Source organism: Xanthomonas sp. NCPPB 3442 (assembly GCF_056725145.1).
In genome coordinates this window covers 1,038,582-1,056,178 of record NZ_CM161514.1, presented here as the reverse complement: position 1 = coordinate 1,056,178, position 17,597 = coordinate 1,038,582, and the positions used below count along the sequence as shown (strand labels likewise).

At 67.2% G+C, this 17,597-nt stretch carries 4 protein-coding genes; all 4 read right to left on the bottom strand.

The genetic code is table 11. The features are described from left to right. Positions 1 to 40: 40 nt before the first annotated feature. On the bottom strand, positions 41 to 7,114 hold the full coding sequence (locus AC1POX_RS04730; protein ID WP_372356801.1) for an ESPR-type extended signal peptide-containing protein: 7,074 nt from the start codon (positions 7,112 to 7,114) through the stop codon (positions 41 to 43). Positions 7,115 to 7,652: 538 nt separating this feature from the next. Beyond that, a complete protein-coding gene (locus tag AC1POX_RS04725) occupies positions 7,653 to 9,542 on the bottom strand; it encodes a S8 family peptidase (RefSeq protein ID WP_372356800.1) in 1,890 nt (629 codons plus the stop codon). 102 nt (positions 9,543 to 9,644) lie between these two features. Then, positions 9,645 to 12,794: a YadA-like family protein gene (locus AC1POX_RS04720; RefSeq protein ID WP_372356799.1), complete on the bottom strand. Its 3,150-nt coding sequence runs from the start codon at positions 12,792 to 12,794 to the stop codon at positions 9,645 to 9,647. 647 nt (positions 12,795 to 13,441) lie between these two features. Continuing rightward, complete coding sequence (gene purL, locus AC1POX_RS04715) at positions 13,442 to 17,488, bottom strand: phosphoribosylformylglycinamidine synthase (protein ID WP_372356798.1); 4,047 nt, start codon at positions 17,486 to 17,488, stop codon at positions 13,442 to 13,444. Positions 17,489 to 17,597: the final 109 nt, after the last annotated feature.

The window sequence follows — 17,597 nt, the reverse complement described above, 5'->3', positions numbered from 1 at the left end:
ACGGCGCACCTGGCGCCGCCGCGCTTGATGCGAGAACGCCTTACCAGCCGAAACCGGCACCCACGCCGATCGAGCTGTCGTCGCCGCTGAGTGCGCCGCCCACGGTGAGGGTGGCGCGCGGGCTGATCGCACGCTGGTAGCCCACCGACAACGCCGACTCGCCGTTCTGGAAACCGACACCGGCACCGATGCGGTTCTGCGAGGCGATACCGGCCACGCTGGCGGACATGTTCAACATCGCCGAGCTCATCGCGCCCTGGCGATCCAGGCGACGGTTCTGCCGGCGCAGGCGGTCTTCGATATCGCCCTGGTAGCTTTCGAAGCTGTCGGCCATCGCGTTGTAGCGGCTGTCGGTGTAGCTGTTGGCGGCGGCAACGCCGCTGTCCAGCTGGCCCTTGTTGACCGCATCGGTGGCACGCGTACCGGCCGCCACATTGGCCACCTGACGCTCGCCGCCCACGCTGCCCACCGACACCGTGTTGGCACGGTCGGCAACCGAACCCTGGCCCAGTGCCACGGCGCCTTGTGCCGTGGCGCGGGCGCCCTGGCCGATCGCCGTGCCCGACGCGGCCGTCACCTGCGCGCCTTCGCCCATCGCCACGGCATTGGTCGCCACCGCCGCGATCTGCGTATTGGCACCCACCGCCGTACTGCCGTCGGCATTGACGCGGGCATTGCTGCCGATGGCGGTGTCGTTGGGACCATGCGCATACGCGCTGCCGCCAATTGCAGTACCGGTGACGTGGTTGGCCACTGCTGCCGTACCGACTGCCGTGGACGTGGCCGCCGGCGTGATGCTGCCGTCCATTGCGGCGGTGGGCGTGCCCTGCACCGCGGCCGTTGCATTGCCCGTAGTGCTGGCGACATTGCTGGACATATCGCTGACCGCAGTCGCCGCCACTGCCGGCACCGTTGCGGTGCGCAGCGATGCGGTGCGTGCGGCGGTGCTGGTCGGCGTGCTGCCACTGCGTGCATCCAGCTCGCTGACCTTGCTGTCCAACGCCGTCAGTGCCGCACCGACATTGTTGTAGCTGGCCCCCTGAATCACGTAGGTCGGCGCAACAAATACGCCTTGCGCACCGATCGCCGCACCGCCGCCGAGGAAGCTGGCCGCATTGCTCAACGACTGGAACAACTGGCCGCCATTGATCGCATCGGTGCTGGCACTGGCAATCGTGCCCGCACCCACATTGACGATACGGCGCGTGGCCGGGCCGCCGCGGCCATTGCCGCTGCCCACCGACACCGTATTGGCATCGTAGGTGCGCGAGCCCGAGCCCAATGCCACCGAATCGGCACCGCTGGCGCCAGCGTTGGCACCCAGTGCCACGGCATTGCTGCCGCTTTCGCGGACGAAGGAGTTGTAGCCCAGCGCAACGCCGTTTTCGCCGATGGAATTGGTCTGCCGGCCCATCGCGGTGCTGTTCACGCCGCTGGCGCTGCTATCCACACCCATTGCGCTGGCACCGGTGGCCGAGGCACGGCTGCCGGAGGCAACCGCCACGCTGCGTGCGCCACTGGCGGTGGCGCCGGCACCTGCCGCCGTGGCGCGATCGCCAGTGGCCGAGGCCACGCCGTCGCCGGTGGTCTTGAGCATGCCGCTGGTGGTCTGCACATCGGCCGCCAGTGCATCCAGTTGCCCCTTGTTGACCGCGTCGGTGGCCGCCTGGCCGGCGCTGACGTTGACGATGCGGCGCGTGGCCGGACCACCGCGGCCATTGCCGCTACCGATCGACACCGTGTCGGCTTCGTAGGTGCGCGAGCCAGACCCCAGTGCCACCGAATCGGCACCGGTCGCACCCGCATTGGCACCCAGTGCCACGCCGTTGACCGCGCTCTGGCGCACGAACGAGTTGTAGCCCACCGAGACTGCATTTTCGCCGATGGCATTCACCTGACGACCGACGCCGGTGCTGTTGATGCCGGTCGCCGACGCATCCACGCCAACCGCACTGGCGCCGACCGCATCGGCGCGGCTGCCGCCGCCCAATGCCAGGGTGTTGTCTGCAAGCGCCGCTGCGCTCTGGCCCAAGGCGCTGGCATTGACGCCGTCGGCATAGGAATTCCAGCCGATGGCGGTGGTGTAGTCCGCGGTGGCCCAGGCACCGGCACCGAATGCCGCTGCGCCCGTGCCGGAGGCACGTGCCGGGATGAACCCGAAGAACGTGCTGCCGCCCACGGCCACGCTCTCATCGCCAGTGGCTTCGCTGAATTCGCCGACGGCGACGGCGCTGGCACCGGAGGCCAACGCAACGGCGCCGACGGCGGTGCTGTAATCGCTCGACGCGACCGCGCCATAGCCCAGTGCCGACGACAGGCGGCCGGTCGATTCGCTGTAACCACCGAAGGCGGCGCTACCGACATTGGATGCGGTACTGCGGAAACCCGCAGCGATGGCCTGATTGTCGGACGCCACCGCTTCGCTGCCCAGCGCTGTGGTGTAGGTCGAAATCGCCTGCGCGCCTGCACCATTTGCCGTGGCGCCGATATCGCTGGCCAACGCGTTGCTGCCGACCGCGCTGCTGTTTTCGCCCAGCGCCTGGGCATTGCTGCCCAGCGCTGCCGCGCCGGTGCCGCCAGCCAATGCGCCTACGCCCACGGCCGTGGCGTTCTCCACCACGGCCTGCGCGCCCGCACCCAATGCGGTGGTGCCGGTACCGGTGGCATTGGCACCCTCGCCTGCCGCCAGCGCGTTATCGCCCTCGACGTAGGCACCTGCATCGCTATCGGCGCTGCCGCTGGCCTGGAAGTATTTGCTCGTGGCTGCGCCGGCTTCGGCAACGGCGTTGAGCTGGTCCAGATTCACGGCGTCGGTGCCCTGCGTGCCGGCCGCCACGTTGGTGATCTGGCGCTCGTTGCCGGCACTGCCCACCGACACCGCGAAGTCGCGATCGGCCACCGAATCGGCGCCGAGCGCCACGCTGCTTTCGCCGGTTGACTCGGCAAAATTACCCAGCGCCGTGCTGTTGAGACCCGGCGCCCACGCCGCGCCACCGACGGCAGTGGAGTAATCGCCGGAGGCTTCGGTCGGCAACAGACCGAGCAAGGCGCCGCCGACCGACACGCTGTGGTAGCCGCTGGCCACACTGCCCTGGCCGGCGGCAACACTGTAGGCACCCGTGGCGGCCGCATCGCCGCCCACGGCGACGGTATTGGAGCCGCTGGCAGTGCTGAAATTACCCAGCGCGGTGCTGTTGAAACCGCTGGCGCTGGAATACCCGCCCAAGGCGGTGGAGTAGTTGGACGTCGCCTCGGCACCGAAACCGAATGCCGCCGCGCTGGTGCCGTTGGCAACGCTCTCCGCGCCGACGGCGGTGGCCGATTCGCCGCTGGCGCTGGCGAAATAGCCCATCGCGGTGGATTCGCTGCCCTGCGCTTCGCTCAATGCACCGACCGCCAGCGCGCCATCGCCATACGCACCGGCGGCGGCGCCGAGTGCGGTGCTCTGCGCACCGGCCGCTTCGCTTTCGCCACCCACGGCCACGGCATAGTCGCCGCTGGCCTGGCTGAAGGCGCCATTGGACACGCTGCCAAAGCCGCTGGCCGCTGCGTTGTAACCGGCCGCATTGGCGTATTGCGCAGTGGCGCTGGCGCCGCTGCCGATGGCCACCGCACCGATGGCGGTGGCCTGGCTGCTGGACCCGAACGCACTGCTGTAATCGCCGTCGGCCGTGGCATTGGAGCCGGCGGCGGTCGCGTCTTCGCCCTGCGCATCGGCGGTGCCGGTGCCGGTGCCGGCGTACAGGCGCGCGGTGTTTTCAGCGGCGCCAGCCACGGCGTTGAGCTGATCCAGGTTCACCGCATCGGTGCCCTCGGTGCCGGCCGCAACATTGGCAATCTGCCGCTCGCTGCCGACTGTGCCAACCGACACCGTGTTGGCGCGATCGGCGAGCGAACCTGCACCCAGCGCAACGCTGTTGTCGGCAGGTGTATACGCACCGCTGCCGAGACTAATGCTCTGCTCGCCCGAAGCATTGGATTGCCAGCCCAGCGCGACACTCTCGGTACCAAGCGCAAAGGACTGGCTGCCAAGCGAAGTGGTGCTTGTCCCCACCGCGTTTGCGTAAGTGCCCAAGGCGGTTGACGAATAGTTGTTCGCCCGCGCACTCGCGCCCAGCGCTGTACTGTAGTAACCATCGGCCAAACTTTCGGTACCGATTGCGGTGCTGTTAAAACCCCGCGCAACACTGGCGGAGCCCAGCGCTGACGATGCGACACCGCTGCTGATACTTGCCTGGCCGATCGCCGTTGCATCACGCTCATTGGCGACACTGAAACCGCCGATGGCCGTACTGGAATCCCCCGACGCCATGCTGACGATACCCAGCGCGGTAGCGTTGTTAGCAACAGCACTGCTGTTGTTCCCCACTGCCGTGGCAGAAGAGGCACTGGCGCTGGCGTAGTTACCAATGGCCGTGCTCATCTCACCGGCTTGGCTGCGCGCGCCGAGCGCAATGCCCTGGTCGCCTTCAGCCTGCGCTTCCCAACCCAGCGCAATGCTCTCATCGCCGGTCGCCCTGGATTGGCCGCCGAGCGAAATGGCACGCGGACCATATGCATTTGCGTAGGTGCCCACCGCAATCGAGCCGGTATCGGCCGCAGCCGCATTCGCGCCCACTGCCGTGCTGTTGTCGCCGTAGGCGAGACTTTCGGTACCGATGGCGGTGCCACCGTCACCCCACGCCACACTGGCAAAACCCAGCGCGGTCGATGCAGTCCCATTGCCGATGGTTTCGTAGCCGATCGCCGTTGCACCGCGCCCATTGGCGATGCTGGTGCCGCCCACGGCGGTGCTGAAATATCCCGATGCGTTGCTGTCACCGCCGAGTGCGGTGGCGTAGTCATCGCCGGCACTGCTGTTGAAACCGACTGCAGTGGCATTGGCGATGCTGGCGTTGGCATTGCTGCCGACGGCCGTGGTGCCCAGCGCAGCGGCCTGACTGCTCGCACCGAGCGCAATGCTGTCATCGCCCGACGCGTTGCTGGCGCCGCCCAGCGCAACGGTGCGCTCGCCGAAGGCGCTGCTGTTTGCGCCGATCGCCGTGGATGCAGTGCCGCCGGCCGCGGCATTGGCGCCGAAAGCAGCGCTGTCGGCACCGAAGGCCACGCTTGCACCACCCACGGCGGTACTGGTGTCGCCGAATGCCACGCTACCCACACCCAGTGCCGTGGCGTCCGCGCCATTGGCGATGCTCTCGTAACCCAGCGCCGTCGCGCCGCTGGCGGTGGCCTGGCTCGCGCCGCCCACTGCGGTGCTGGCATCGCCCGAGGCGCTGCTGTTGCCGCCAAGCGCCGTGGTGTTCTGCGCCACCGCAGTGCTGTTGAAGCCGACTGCCGTGGCGTTGTCGGTGGTGGCATTGGCGCCACTGCCAACGGCAGTTGCACCCTGCGCAGATGCCGCACTGCTGGAACCCAGCGCGGTGCTGTAGTCGCTGTCGGCCAATGCGTTGGAACCGGCAGCGACGCTGTCGGTGCCTTGTGCGATCGCAACGCCATCGCCGGTTGCGACGAAGGAGCGCGCAGTGGTGGACGCCACATCGGACACCGCAGTGAGCTGATCGAGATTCACCGCATCAGTGCCCTCGGTACCTGCCGCCACATGGGTGATCTGGCGCTCTGCGCCATCAGCACCCACCGACACGGTATTGGCGCGCGTGGCGACCGAGTTGGCGCCCAACGCCACCGAATTTGCGCCGCGGGCAGTGCTGTAATAGCCCAGCGCCGTGCTCAGTTCGCCGCTGGCCCACGATTCCGGACCCACGGCAGTTGCGCCTTCGCCCGGTGCATACGCGAAGTAGCCCACGGCGGTGGCTTCGGTGCCGGAGGCTTCGCTGAGCGTGCCCACTGCCGTGGTGTAGGTGCCTGATGCGATCGCACCGGCGCCGAGCGCGGTGGAGGCTTCGCCGCTGGCCTGGGTCTGCACGAAGAAGCCCAGACCCGGGATGTAATCGACCGGACCACCGACCGCGGTGCTGCTGGTGCCGCTGGCGCTGGTCTGCGTGCCCACGGCGGTGGCGTAATCGCCCGCCGCATTGGCCACCGCACCGAACGCGGAAGACTGCGTACCGGCCGCATAGGCACCGACGCCGAACGACGAGGCGGCGAAACCATCGGCATTGGCGCTGGCGCCGACTGCGGTGCCGCCGACGCCGGCACTGGTGGCGCCGGTGGTGACCGGCACGCCGCCGTTGGTGACCAACGGCTCGCCGTCTTCGTCCACGGCAGCGCCGCCCACCGCCACGCTCGCCGGACCATTGGCCTGTGCGTTGTGACCGAATGCTGCGCTGTTCTGCCCGGACGCGAGCGCGTTTGCGCCCACCGCGGTGGCGTTGTTGGCTACCGCATTGGCACCGGTTCCCAGCGCCGTGGTCGCCGTGCCGACGGCATTGGCGCCGTCGCCGGCAGCCAGGGCGCTGTCGCCTTCGACATACGCGCCCACGCTGTCTTCGCCCGGGGATGCCTTGAAGAACAGCGCGGTGTCTTCGGCCACATCGGCCACGTCGCGCAACTGCGCCACGTTGACCGCATCGGTGGCATTGACGCCGGCAGTGACGTTGGTGATGCGGCGCGTGGCCGGGCCACCGCGGCCATTGCCGCTGCCCACCGACACCACGTCGTCTTCGTGGGTGCGCGAGCCTGCGCCCAGCGCCACCGAATTTGCGCCGGTCACGCCGGCATTGGCGCCGAGCGCCACGCCGTTTTCGCCGCTCTGGCGCACGAAACTGTTGTAACCGATGGCCACGGCGTTTTCGCCGATCGCATTGGTCTGGCGACCGATCGCGCTGCTGTTGACGCCACTGGCGCTGCTGTCGGCGCCGGTGGCCACGGCACCGGTGGCGCTGGCATGGCTATTGGCACCGATGGCGGTGGCCTTGCTGGCCGGCGCCGCGGCGCCGCGGCCCACTTCCACCGACTGCGCATTGGCAGGAAGCGGCGTGGCCAATCCGGCACCACCCAGCGCAAGGGCGATGGCGGCGGCCAGTGCCAGGCTCTGGCGGCGATCGATGAATGCGGCTGAGGCCACCGCTCCGGGGCTGTCGCCGCTGGCCAATTCCGAGGCTACGGCCCACACGCCAAGCGATTTGTTCCAGACCTTGCGATAAATCCGATTCATCGACGCACGACTCCTGAGTTGTTGGACTGGTTTTTGTGGCGAACACCCGGCGGCAGAAGGCGTTCCAGCCTGCAGTGACCGCAGTGATTCGCGCCATGGGCCTTGCGGCGGAGCGGCTTGCGCCTGCTTCCTGGATAGTCAAAAAGTGAACGCTACCCAACCATAGAACTGAGCGGAGTGTTAACAGCCGTCATTTCGGGCGTCAAGTTTTTGACAGAAAGCGAATAGAAGTGCGCGATTGATCACACTTCGGCTTGCTTTTATTAGATTTTTGATAAATCTTTGGAAAACAGCGACCTAGATCATGTCCTTCGAGACATTTCAGGGCTGAATAGGCGGAACTGAAACAGACAAAAAAAACCGCTGGCAGGACGCCAGCGGGCTTGGTTGCGCAAAATGCAGGGGTGGCCGGTCAGATCTGCGGCCAACATGCCCCACAGCCAGCATGCGCGGTCGATCGGCGCGCGAGGTGGCCGTGTTTCAGGCGTTCACCGCCAAGGAAATGACGATTTCGCCGAACCGATGGCGACGTGTCGGATCATTGGCGCGCCAGCAGGCTCACCGCGTCGAAACCGCTGCCTTCCAGCTTGAGGATGTAGGTGCCGGCACGCGGCGCAGTGAAGCGCACCGTCTGGCTGGTGCCGCGACGCGTAGACGCCCCGTCGTTGTCGGTGGCGGTGGGCTCGCGCCCGAATGCCACGTACAACCCCGCCTGGCCGCTGCCGCCGAAGCTGATGAAACTCAGCACCGCACCCGCCTGCGCTTGGAACGTGAACACCCCCGCATCGCCCGACAGATTGGAGATGCCGCTCTGGACCACGCCATTACGCAGAGGCTGCGCATCCACCTGACACCCCACATCGCCCCTGTCGCAGCGACGTAACGCGCGCGCAACTGCGGCTCCGGCATCCACGATGCCGGCCCCTGCCGGCGTTGCCACCGGAATCGACACCGGGAATGCGCGCGCAGTGCGCTTGAGCAGGCTCTCCATTGCGGCCGGCGACAACGGCGGTTTGCCGTCGGCGATCAATGCGCTCTGCACCAATGCGGCGGTGCCGGCCACATGCGGCGACGCCATCGAGGTGCCGGCGTAACGCGTGCCGCCATAGGTGAACTGCCCGGAGGTTGGTGTGGTTTTGCCGGTGTAGAGGGTTTGCCAAACAAAGCTGCGGATCGGGCCATCGTTGGTGATGAAGGACATCGAGCTGCCGCCCGGGCCGGCCAGGTCGATCTGACGGCCGAAATTGCTGTAATCGGCAAGCGCGCCGGTTGCGCGCGTGGCGGCAACGGCAATCACATTGGCGCAGTTGGCGGGAGTCGTCGTCGATACATCGGCCGTTGAATTACCCGCTGCCACCACCACGGTGGTGCCGCGCGCCACTGCGCCATCGATCGCGGCCTGCATCGCCGAACCGCATGCGCCGCCACCGCCCAGGCTCAGGTTGATCACTTCGGCCGGATCGCGGTTGTCCGGTACGCCATCGACGTGACCGCCGGACGCCCAGACGATGGCATCGGAGATGTCGGAGAGTCGCCCGCCGCAGTGCCCGAGCACGCGCACCGGCAGCACTTTCGCCCTGTAGGCGACGCCTGCCCCGCCAATGCCGTTGTTGGTGGCTTCGGCAACCGTGCCGGCCACGTGCGTGCCGTGCCAGCTGCTGTCGCTGGCCACCGAGAACAGCCCGCAGTCGCCGTCTTCGGCGATCCAATCGCCGAGGTCCAGTGCGCCGGGCACACGCTCGGCCGTGGCGCGACGCGAGAAGAACGGGTCGGTGATGAAGTCGTAGCCGGTGAGCAGATTGCCGGCCAGGTCCGGATGATCGGGCAGGACGCCGGTATCCAGTACCGCCACCACCACGCCTTCGCCCTGCGTTGTTTTCCAGGCTTGGGCGACGTCGATGCCACCCACCGGGTCGATGAGATGCCATTGATTGGTTTGCAGCAGCGGATCGTTCGGCAATGCGCCGCTGGTTTGCAGCGGATACATGCGCAGATCTACCTGCGCCGATTCGACCGCCGGGTCTGCGCTCAATTCCTGCACAAGCCGGTCGGCATCGGCACGACTGAGCTGGGCGGGCAATTTGATCAGTTCGCCGCCCGCGGCAAGCGTGCGCAGATAGGTTGGCGCTGCGGTGGCACTGGTGCGTGCGGCAGGCGCAAGACGGACGGATGCGCGCGAGGCGGCCGCACTGACTGCCGCCGAGGCACTGCGGCCGATATCGCGCGCGGTACCGACCTGCCCGCTGCGGTAGCGGACGATGATTCTGTCAACCGGCGCATTGGCCATGGCCTGTTGGCGTTGGGCACTGGCTGCTGCCGCATCGGCGTTGGCGTTGGCGTTGGCGTTGGCGGCCAACGCTGTACTGCACGAGGCCGCCAGGACACAGCAGGCAAGCACAAGGACCTGCGTAGAAGAACTCTGGATCACGATGGGATTCCTTCGAGGTGAGTGCGAAAGGGCATGACGAAGAAAGCGCGCCGCCCGGCAACGGGCGGCGGGAATGCATGCGACCGCGTGGCCGTGCTGCGGCTACCAGCCGAAACCGGCGCCCAGCCCAACCGATCGGTCATCGCCGCTGAGTGCGCCGCCCACGGTGAGGGTGGCGCGCGGGCTGATCGCCCGCTGGTAGCCCACCGACAACGCCGACTCGCCGTTCTGGAAACCGACGCCGGCACCGATGCGGTTCTGCGAGGCGATACCGGCCACGCTGGCGGACATGTTCAACATCGCCGAGCTCATCGCGCCCTGGCGATCCAGGCGACGGTTCTGCCGGCGCAGGCGGTCTTCGATATCGCCCTGGTAGCTTTCGAAGCTGTCGGCCATCGCGTTGTAGCGGCTGTCGGTGTAGCTGTTGGCGGCGGCAACGCCGCTGTCCAGCTGGCCCTTGTTGACCGCATCGGTGGCACGCGTACCGGCCGCCACATTGGCCACCTGACGCTCGCCGCCCACGCTGCCCACCGACACCGTGTTGGCACGATCGGCAACCGAACCCTGGCCCAGTGCCACGGCGCCTTGTGCCGTGGCGCGGGCGCCCTGGCCGATCGCCGTGCCCGACGCGGCCGTCACCTGCGCGCCTTCGCCCATCGCCACGGCATTGGTCGCCACCGCCGCGATCTGCGTATTGGCACCCACCGCCGTACTGCCGTCGGCATTGACGCGGGCATTGCTGCCGATGGCGGTGTCGTTGGGACCATGCGCATACGCGCTGCCGCCAATTGCAGTACCGGTGACGTGGTTGGCCACTGCTGCCGTACCGACTGCCGTGGACGTGGCCGCCGGCGTGATGCTGCCGTCCATTGCGGCGGTGGGCGTGCCCTGCACCGCGGCCGTTGCATTGCCCGTAGTGCTGGCGACATTGCTGGACATATCGCTGACCGCAGTCGCCGCCACTGCCGGCACCGTTGCGGTGCGCAGCGATGCGGTGCGTGCGGCGGTGCTGGTCGGCGTGCTGCCACTGCGTGCATCCAGCTCGCTGACCTTGCTGTCCAACGCCGTCAGTGCCGCACCGACATTGTTGTAGCTGGCCCCCTGAATCACGTAGGTCGGCGCAACAAATACGCCTTGCGCACCGATCGCCGCACCGCCGCCGAGGAAGCTGGCCGCATTGCTCAACGACTGGAACAACTGGCCGCCATTGATCGCATCGGTGCTGGCACTGGCAATCGTGCCCGCACCCACATTGACGATACGGCGCGTGGCCGGGCCGCCGCGGCCATTGCCGCTGCCCACCGACACCGTATTGGCATCGTAGGTGCGCGAGCCCGAGCCCAATGCCACCGAATCGGCACCGCTGGCGCCAGCATTCGCGCCCAGTGCCACGGCATTGCTGCCGCTTTCGCGGACGAAGGCGTTGTAGCCCAGCGCAACGCCGTTTTCGCCGACGGAATTGGTCTGCCGGCCCATCGCGGTGCTGTTCACGCCGCTGGCGCTGCTGTCCGCCCCTATCGCGCTGGCGCCGGTGGCCGCGGCACGGCTGCCGGAGGCAATCGCTACGCTGCGCTCGCCGGCAGCAACCGCACGGCTACCCAACGCAGCACTGCCCTGGCCAACGCTGGAGGCATTGAAGCCCACCGCGGTGGCAGATGCGCCAAGCGCGCTGCTTGCGCCACCCAGTGCCATGGCGCCCTGTCCCTGCGCAGATGCCGCCGCTGCGTCCGTGGTGGCCGGCGTCACTGCCAGATAGCCATCGATGCGTGACGTGGCGGCGCGCACCGTATCGAGCTGGGCCACATTCACCGCATCGGTGGCTTCGGTACCGGCTGCAACGCTGGTGATCTGGCGCGTCAAGCCGGCTTGCACATCGCCGACCGACACCGTATTGCTGCGAAACGCATAGGAGTGCGCACCCAGCGCAACCGCGCTGGATGCCGAACGATTCCAGGCATCGTCGACCCAGGATCCCACCTTCGCGCCGTAACCGATCGCCACGGCATCCACGCCGTTGGCCTGCGCGTCCGCACCAATGACGGTGCTGTCGCCATTGAACTGCGAGGTCATCGCACGCGCGCCTAACGCCACGCTATTTTCGTTGTAAGCGGTGCTGCCATGTCCGATCGAGATGCCGCCATCGCCGGACGCCAGGGCAAAGCCGCCCAATGACACGGTGCGTGGTGCGAACGACCCGGCGCTGTGCCCGATCGCTACCGCATCGGTATTGCCGGGCGCATTCGGAAACACGTTGGAATCGTAGCCAATGGCAATCGCATAATCGGATTGGCTTTGCGCACCCGAGCCCAGCGCAATGCCGCCAAGACCGGTCGCTGCGGTAATCGAGCCGAAGTTGCTGACGCCGCCCACGACAACGCTCTGTGCTCCGCTGGCCAATGCGGTGTCGCCAACTGCGACGCTACTGGCACCGTCGCTTCGCGCCCTGTAACCGAATGCGGTCGAGGTGTCTGCGCTGGCGCGCGAGGAATAACCGCCGGCAGTGGAAAGAAAGCCACTGGCGCTGGAAAGCCCGCCCACGGCGGTGGCACCGTCGCTGGAAGTCTGTGCGCGATACCCCAGCGCCGTGCTCTGCACGCCACTGGCGCTGGCGCCGCTGCCGATGGCGCTGGCATACGGCGTGCCCGCTACCGCACCACCGCCCACAGCCGTGGCGCCCACACCTGAGGCCTGCGTGGCCTGTTCGCGTTGGCCGATGACGAAGCCGTTGGCATCGTAATCAAACACGGTCGTTACGCCGCCAACCGCAATCGCCGATTCTCCCGCGGCCGCAGCGTTATGACCGATCGCGGTCGCGTCGCGGTCCAAGGCCAGGCTTCCACCGCCCAATGCCATGGTTCCATCGCCCAGCGCATTGCTCGCATTGCCCAATGCCAGCGCATCCTCGCCGTCCGCGAATGCCGGGATCTGCGCATCGGCGGCGGATATTGCTGCCACTTGCGTGGCGCTGTCGTTGGCTCCTGCAGTAGCGACCTGAGCCACCGTGCCCGCCTCGCCCGGGCACTGTCGCCTGCCATCGATCACCTGGCACTGCGTGGTCGCTGCCGCCGGCGTGGTCGTGGCGCAGGCCGCCCCGGCCATGCCGAACAACACGATCACCACTGCCGTGGCCAGCACTCCGCCGGCATGGTCGCGCGGCAGTCTCCCCTGCGTATTTCCCACCGTGCGAGCACGCGTCACCGTTTGGTCGTGAGCACAAGACGCGCGACCAGCCTCCAGATAAATTCGCTTCATTAACGCCTAACTCCCCATTTTGGTCTGGTGTGTAAAAAACCGACCACCGCACGAACAGATCGCACGGTCCCCCTGAGGTTTTATATTCGCGCGCACTTGCTTCAGCGATGGAGTTTTCCACCGCGAAAGATTCAACACAGTAAATAAGAAGATGCGGAGATCGAAAGATCGATAACGCCGGATGAATTTATTGAAAAAACCAACTTTCAAATGCGATTGCCGTCACACATAGCACGCAATCAGTCATGCGAAATAAATAACTAATACTTTTGTTAGTTATTTCAAAATGACCAGGTGCCGATTAATTATTTAGTCCCATCTTCGCTGCCACTACAAAAATAGTCTCGAAAAAATTTCGAGGCGCACTTGGCTAATCGCGCGACCATCGTCATCGAGCCGCTCCATCGCCTGATTCGAGCGCGCCACACGCGCCACCGGTCGCGTGTGCCCGATGCTGGCGAGGCCGGCAACCACGCATGGGTTTGCAATGGGCACCGCGCAATGGAGTGGTAGCGGCAGCGCGCGACGAGCCTGCAACCGATTCCAATTGCAGATTCAGCGCGCCTGCCAAAACGACAACGGCCGTGTGCATCGCTGCACACGGCCGTCGGATCATGCGTCAGCGGCTGCCGATCAGCCGCACGCCATCAACCGCACCACACCCGCGCGTTGCGGAACATCCGCAGCCACGGCGAGTCGTCGCCCCAGTCGGCCGGGTGCCAGCTGAGGTTTGCGCTGCGTGGCGTACGCTCCGGGTGCGGCATCAGGATGGTGACGCGGCCGTCGCTGCTGGTCAGCCCGGTGATGCCGTCCGGGGAACCGTTCGGATTGAGCGGATACTGCGAGGCCACCCCACCATCGCCATCGATGTAACGCAGCGCCACGCGTGCAGCGGCCTGGTCCACGGCGCTATCGAACGCTGCGCGGCCTTCGCCGTGCGCCACCGCCACCGGAATCCGCGAGCCCGCCATGCCGCGCAGGAAGATCGACGGCGACTCCACCACTTCCAGCAGCGCGGTGCGCGCCTCGAACTGCTCGCTGCGATTGCGCAAAAAGCGCGGCCAATGCTCGGCACCGGGAATGATGTCCTTGAGCTGGCTGAGCATCTGGCACCCGTTGCACACACCCAGCGCGAACGTATCGCTGCGTGCAAAGAACGCGGCGAACGCATCGCGCAACGCCGAGCGTTCCAGGATGGATGTCGCCCAGCCGCGGCCGGCGCCCAGCACGTCGCCGTAGCTGAAACCGCCGCACGCCGCAAAGCCCACGAACTCGCTCAGGTTCACGCGGCCCTCGATCAGGTCGCTCATGTGCACGTCGTAGGGACGAAAACCGGCGCGCTCGAAGTTGTAGGCCATCTCGATCTGCCCGTTGACGCCCTGCTCGCGCAGGATCGCCACCTTGGGCCGCGTACCGGTGGCCACGAACGGCGCCGCCACATCGTCGGAAGGGTCGAACACCAGCTTCGGACGCAGGCCTGGCGCCTTGAAATCGCGTGCCAGCGCGCGCTCCTCATCGGCGCTGTCCGGGTTGTCGCGCAGCTTCTGCATCGCATGGGTCACCGACCACCACGCGTCGAACAACTCTTCCCAGCGCCACTCGGCCAGCACGCGGCCCTGCCCGCTCACGCGGATGCGCGGCGTGCCGGTGGGGCGCGCGATGCGCTGCGCGCATTCGGTCAATGCGTGGCGCTCGACCAGGTCGGCGAACGCGGCGCGGTCTTCGCTGTCGATCTGCACCACGGCGCCCAATTCTTCGTTGAACAGGCTGCGGAACGCATCGTCGCCCCACGCATCCAGCGTGATATCCAGGCCCTGCCGCGACGCAAACGCCATCTCGCACAACGCAGCAAACGCACCGCCATCGCTGCGATCGTGATACGCCAGCAACAGCCCGGCCTCGCGCGCGTCGCGGATCAACTCGAAGAAACTGCGCAGCCGCTGCGCATCGTCCAGATCCGGCGCCTCGCCGCCGAACGCCGGCAGCGCAGTGTCGTCGGCATACACCTGCGCCAGCACCGACCCGCCCAGCCGCTGCTTGCCGCCCCCCAGCCCGATCAACCACAGCTCGCTGTCTTCACCGCTGCGCAGCAACGGGGTCAGCTGCGTGCGCACATCGGTCACCGGCGCGAACGCACTGATGATCAACGAGACGGGGGAAACGCTTTTGTGAGAGACGGGATTGGAGATTGGAGATTGGGGATTCGCAACAGCGGCGGATTCCGGTGTGTTGCCAATCCCGAATGCCGAATCACCAATCCCGGCTTCAGCCCACTGCGCCTGCATCGACAGCGAATCCTTGCCCACCGGAATGCTCAGCTCCAGCGCCGGGCACAACTCCATGCCGATGGCGCGCACCGCGTCGTACAGCAACGCGTCTTCGCCGCTGTGGCCGGCGGCGGCCATCCAGTTCGCCGAAAGCTTGATGCTGTCCAGCCGCTGCACCGGTGCCGCGCACAGGTTGGTGATGGCTTCGCCCACGGCCATGCGCGCGGATGCGGCGGCATTCAACAGCGCCAGCGGGGTGCGTTCGCCGATCGACATCGCTTCGCCTTCGAAGGTCTCGAAGCCGGCCAGCGTGATCGCGCAATCGGCCAGCGGCAGCTGCCACGGGCCGATCATCTGCTCGCGTGCGGTCAGCCCGCCCACGCTGCGGTCGCCGATGGTGACCAGAAAGCTCTTGGACGCCACGGTGGGATGCGCCAGCACACGCAGACCGGCCTGCTGCAGGTCCAACGACGCGGTCTGCAGCACCGGCCACCTGGGAGCGGCCGGATGCGCGGCATCGCGATGCATCTTCGGCGCCTTGCCGAAGAGCACGTCCATGGGCAGATCGATTGGAAGCTGGGATTGGGGATTCGGGATTCGGGATTGGTTAGAAGCGGCATCGGTTGCCGGCAATGCGCCGTGACGATTCCCGATTCCCGATTCCCCATTCCCGGCGTCCAGGACGCCATACCCCACCACCAGCCGCTCCTCTTCCGTGGCCACACCGACGGCGGCAAACGGGCAGCGTTCGCGGGCGCAGATAGCGGCGAACTCTTCCAGGCGCGCCTGCGGCACGCCGAGCACGTAGCGTTCCTGCGATTCGTTGCACCACAGTTCCAGCGGCGACAGCGACGGGTCGTCGGTGAGCACGCGGCCCAGGTCGATGATGCCGCCCACCCCCGAATCGTGCAGCAGCTCGGGAATGGCGTTGGACAAACCACCTGCGCCCACGTCGTGGAACCAGCGGATCGGGTTATCCACGCCCAGCGCCACGCAGCGGTCGATGACCTCCTGGCAGCGGCGTTCCATCTCCGGGTTTTCGCGTTGCACACTGGCAAAATCCAGCGCCTCGGCGCTGTCGCCGGCCGCCACCGAACTGGCCGCACCGCCGCCCAGGCCGATCAGCATCGCCGGGCCGCCGAGCACGATCACCGCATCGCCCGGCTGCAGGCGCAGCTTTTCCACCTGGTTGCGATCGATCGCGCCCAGGCCACCGGCCAGCATGATCGGCTTGTCGTAGGCGCGGGTCAGGCCCTGGCCTTCGGCCAGCTCGAAGCTGCGGAAATAGCCGAGCAGGTTCGGGCGACCGAATTCGTTGTTGAACGCGGCGCCGCCCAGCGGGCCGTCGAGCATGATGTCCAGCGCCGGCGCCATGCGCGGGTTCAGCGCGCGCGGCGCTTCCCACGGCTGCGGCAGGGTCGGAATGCGCAGGTGCGAGACCGAAAACCCGGTCAGCCCGGCCTTGGGCTTGCCGCCACGCCCGGTGGCGCCTTCGTCGCGAATTTCGCCGCCGGCACCGGTGGCCGCGCCGGGGAACGGTGCGATCGCGGTCGGGTGGTTATGCGTTTCCACCTTGATCGCAAACGCCGACGGCAGCACCGCTTCGCTGCGGTATTGGCCGGTGGCCGGATCCGGGCGATAGCGCGCGGCCGGCACGCCTTCCACCACCGCCGCGTTGTCGCTATAGGCCGACAAGGTGTGCTGCGGGGTCTGCTGATGGGTGTGCTTGATCATGCGGAACAGCGAGCGCTCCTGCGGCTTGCCGTCGATGGTCCAGCTGGCATTGAAGATCTTGTGCCGGCAATGCTCGGAGTTGGCCTGGGCGAACATCATCAGTTCGACGTCGGCCGGGTCGCGGCCCAGCGCGCCGAAACGTTCGCGCAGGTAGTCGATCTCGTCCTGCGCCAGCGCCAGGCCCAGGTCGCGGTTGGCCTGCTCCAGCCCATCCAGCGGCACGCGCTGCAACTGGCCCGGGTCGGGCACGTTGAACAGCGCTTCGGCGGCAGCGGCCGAACCGAGCAGCGATTGCGTCATCGGGTCGTGCAGCAGTTTGGCCACGGCGGCCTGGGCGGCCGCGTCGTCCGGCCAGCCGGCCAGGTCGATGCGGGTGCCGCGCTCCACGCGCTGGATCGGCTGCCCGGCCCCGCGCACCAGCTCGGTGGCCTTGCTCGACCACGGCGACAAGGTGCCCAGGCGCGGCACCACGTAGCGCGAGGAGGCATCGGCATCGCGCGCGGCGGGTGCGGCGTTGGCCTGCAGGATCCGCTGCAAGGTGGCCTGGTCGGGCGACTGCCCGGCCTCGGCACGGATGAAGTACACGTGCCAGGCGCCAGTGAGACGCAGCGCGGGAACGAGGGTTTGCAGGCGGGTTTCGAGCCGAGCGCGGCGGAACGGCGAAAGGGCGGAAGCGCCCTCGAGGACCATCATGTCCGGGGAACCGTGTCAGAAACGGGGCTGCAGATTGTAACGGAGCTGATGGGTTGCCGCCGGACCGGGCGTGCGATGGCCGGGAATCGGGAATCGGGAATCGGGAATC

Bases quoted from the DNA above. Each gene is read 5' to 3' on its own strand.
- AC1POX_RS04730 (WP_372356801.1), bottom strand. From the start codon at position 7,114: ATGAATCGGATTTATCGCAAGGTCTGGAACAAATCGCTTGGCGTGTGG.
- AC1POX_RS04720 (WP_372356799.1), bottom strand. From the start codon at position 12,794: ATGAAGCGAATTTATCTGGAGGCTGGTCGCGCGTCTTGTGCTCACGAC.
- purL (WP_372356798.1), bottom strand. From the start codon at position 17,488: ATGATGGTCCTCGAGGGCGCTTCCGCCCTTTCGCCGTTCCGCCGCGCT.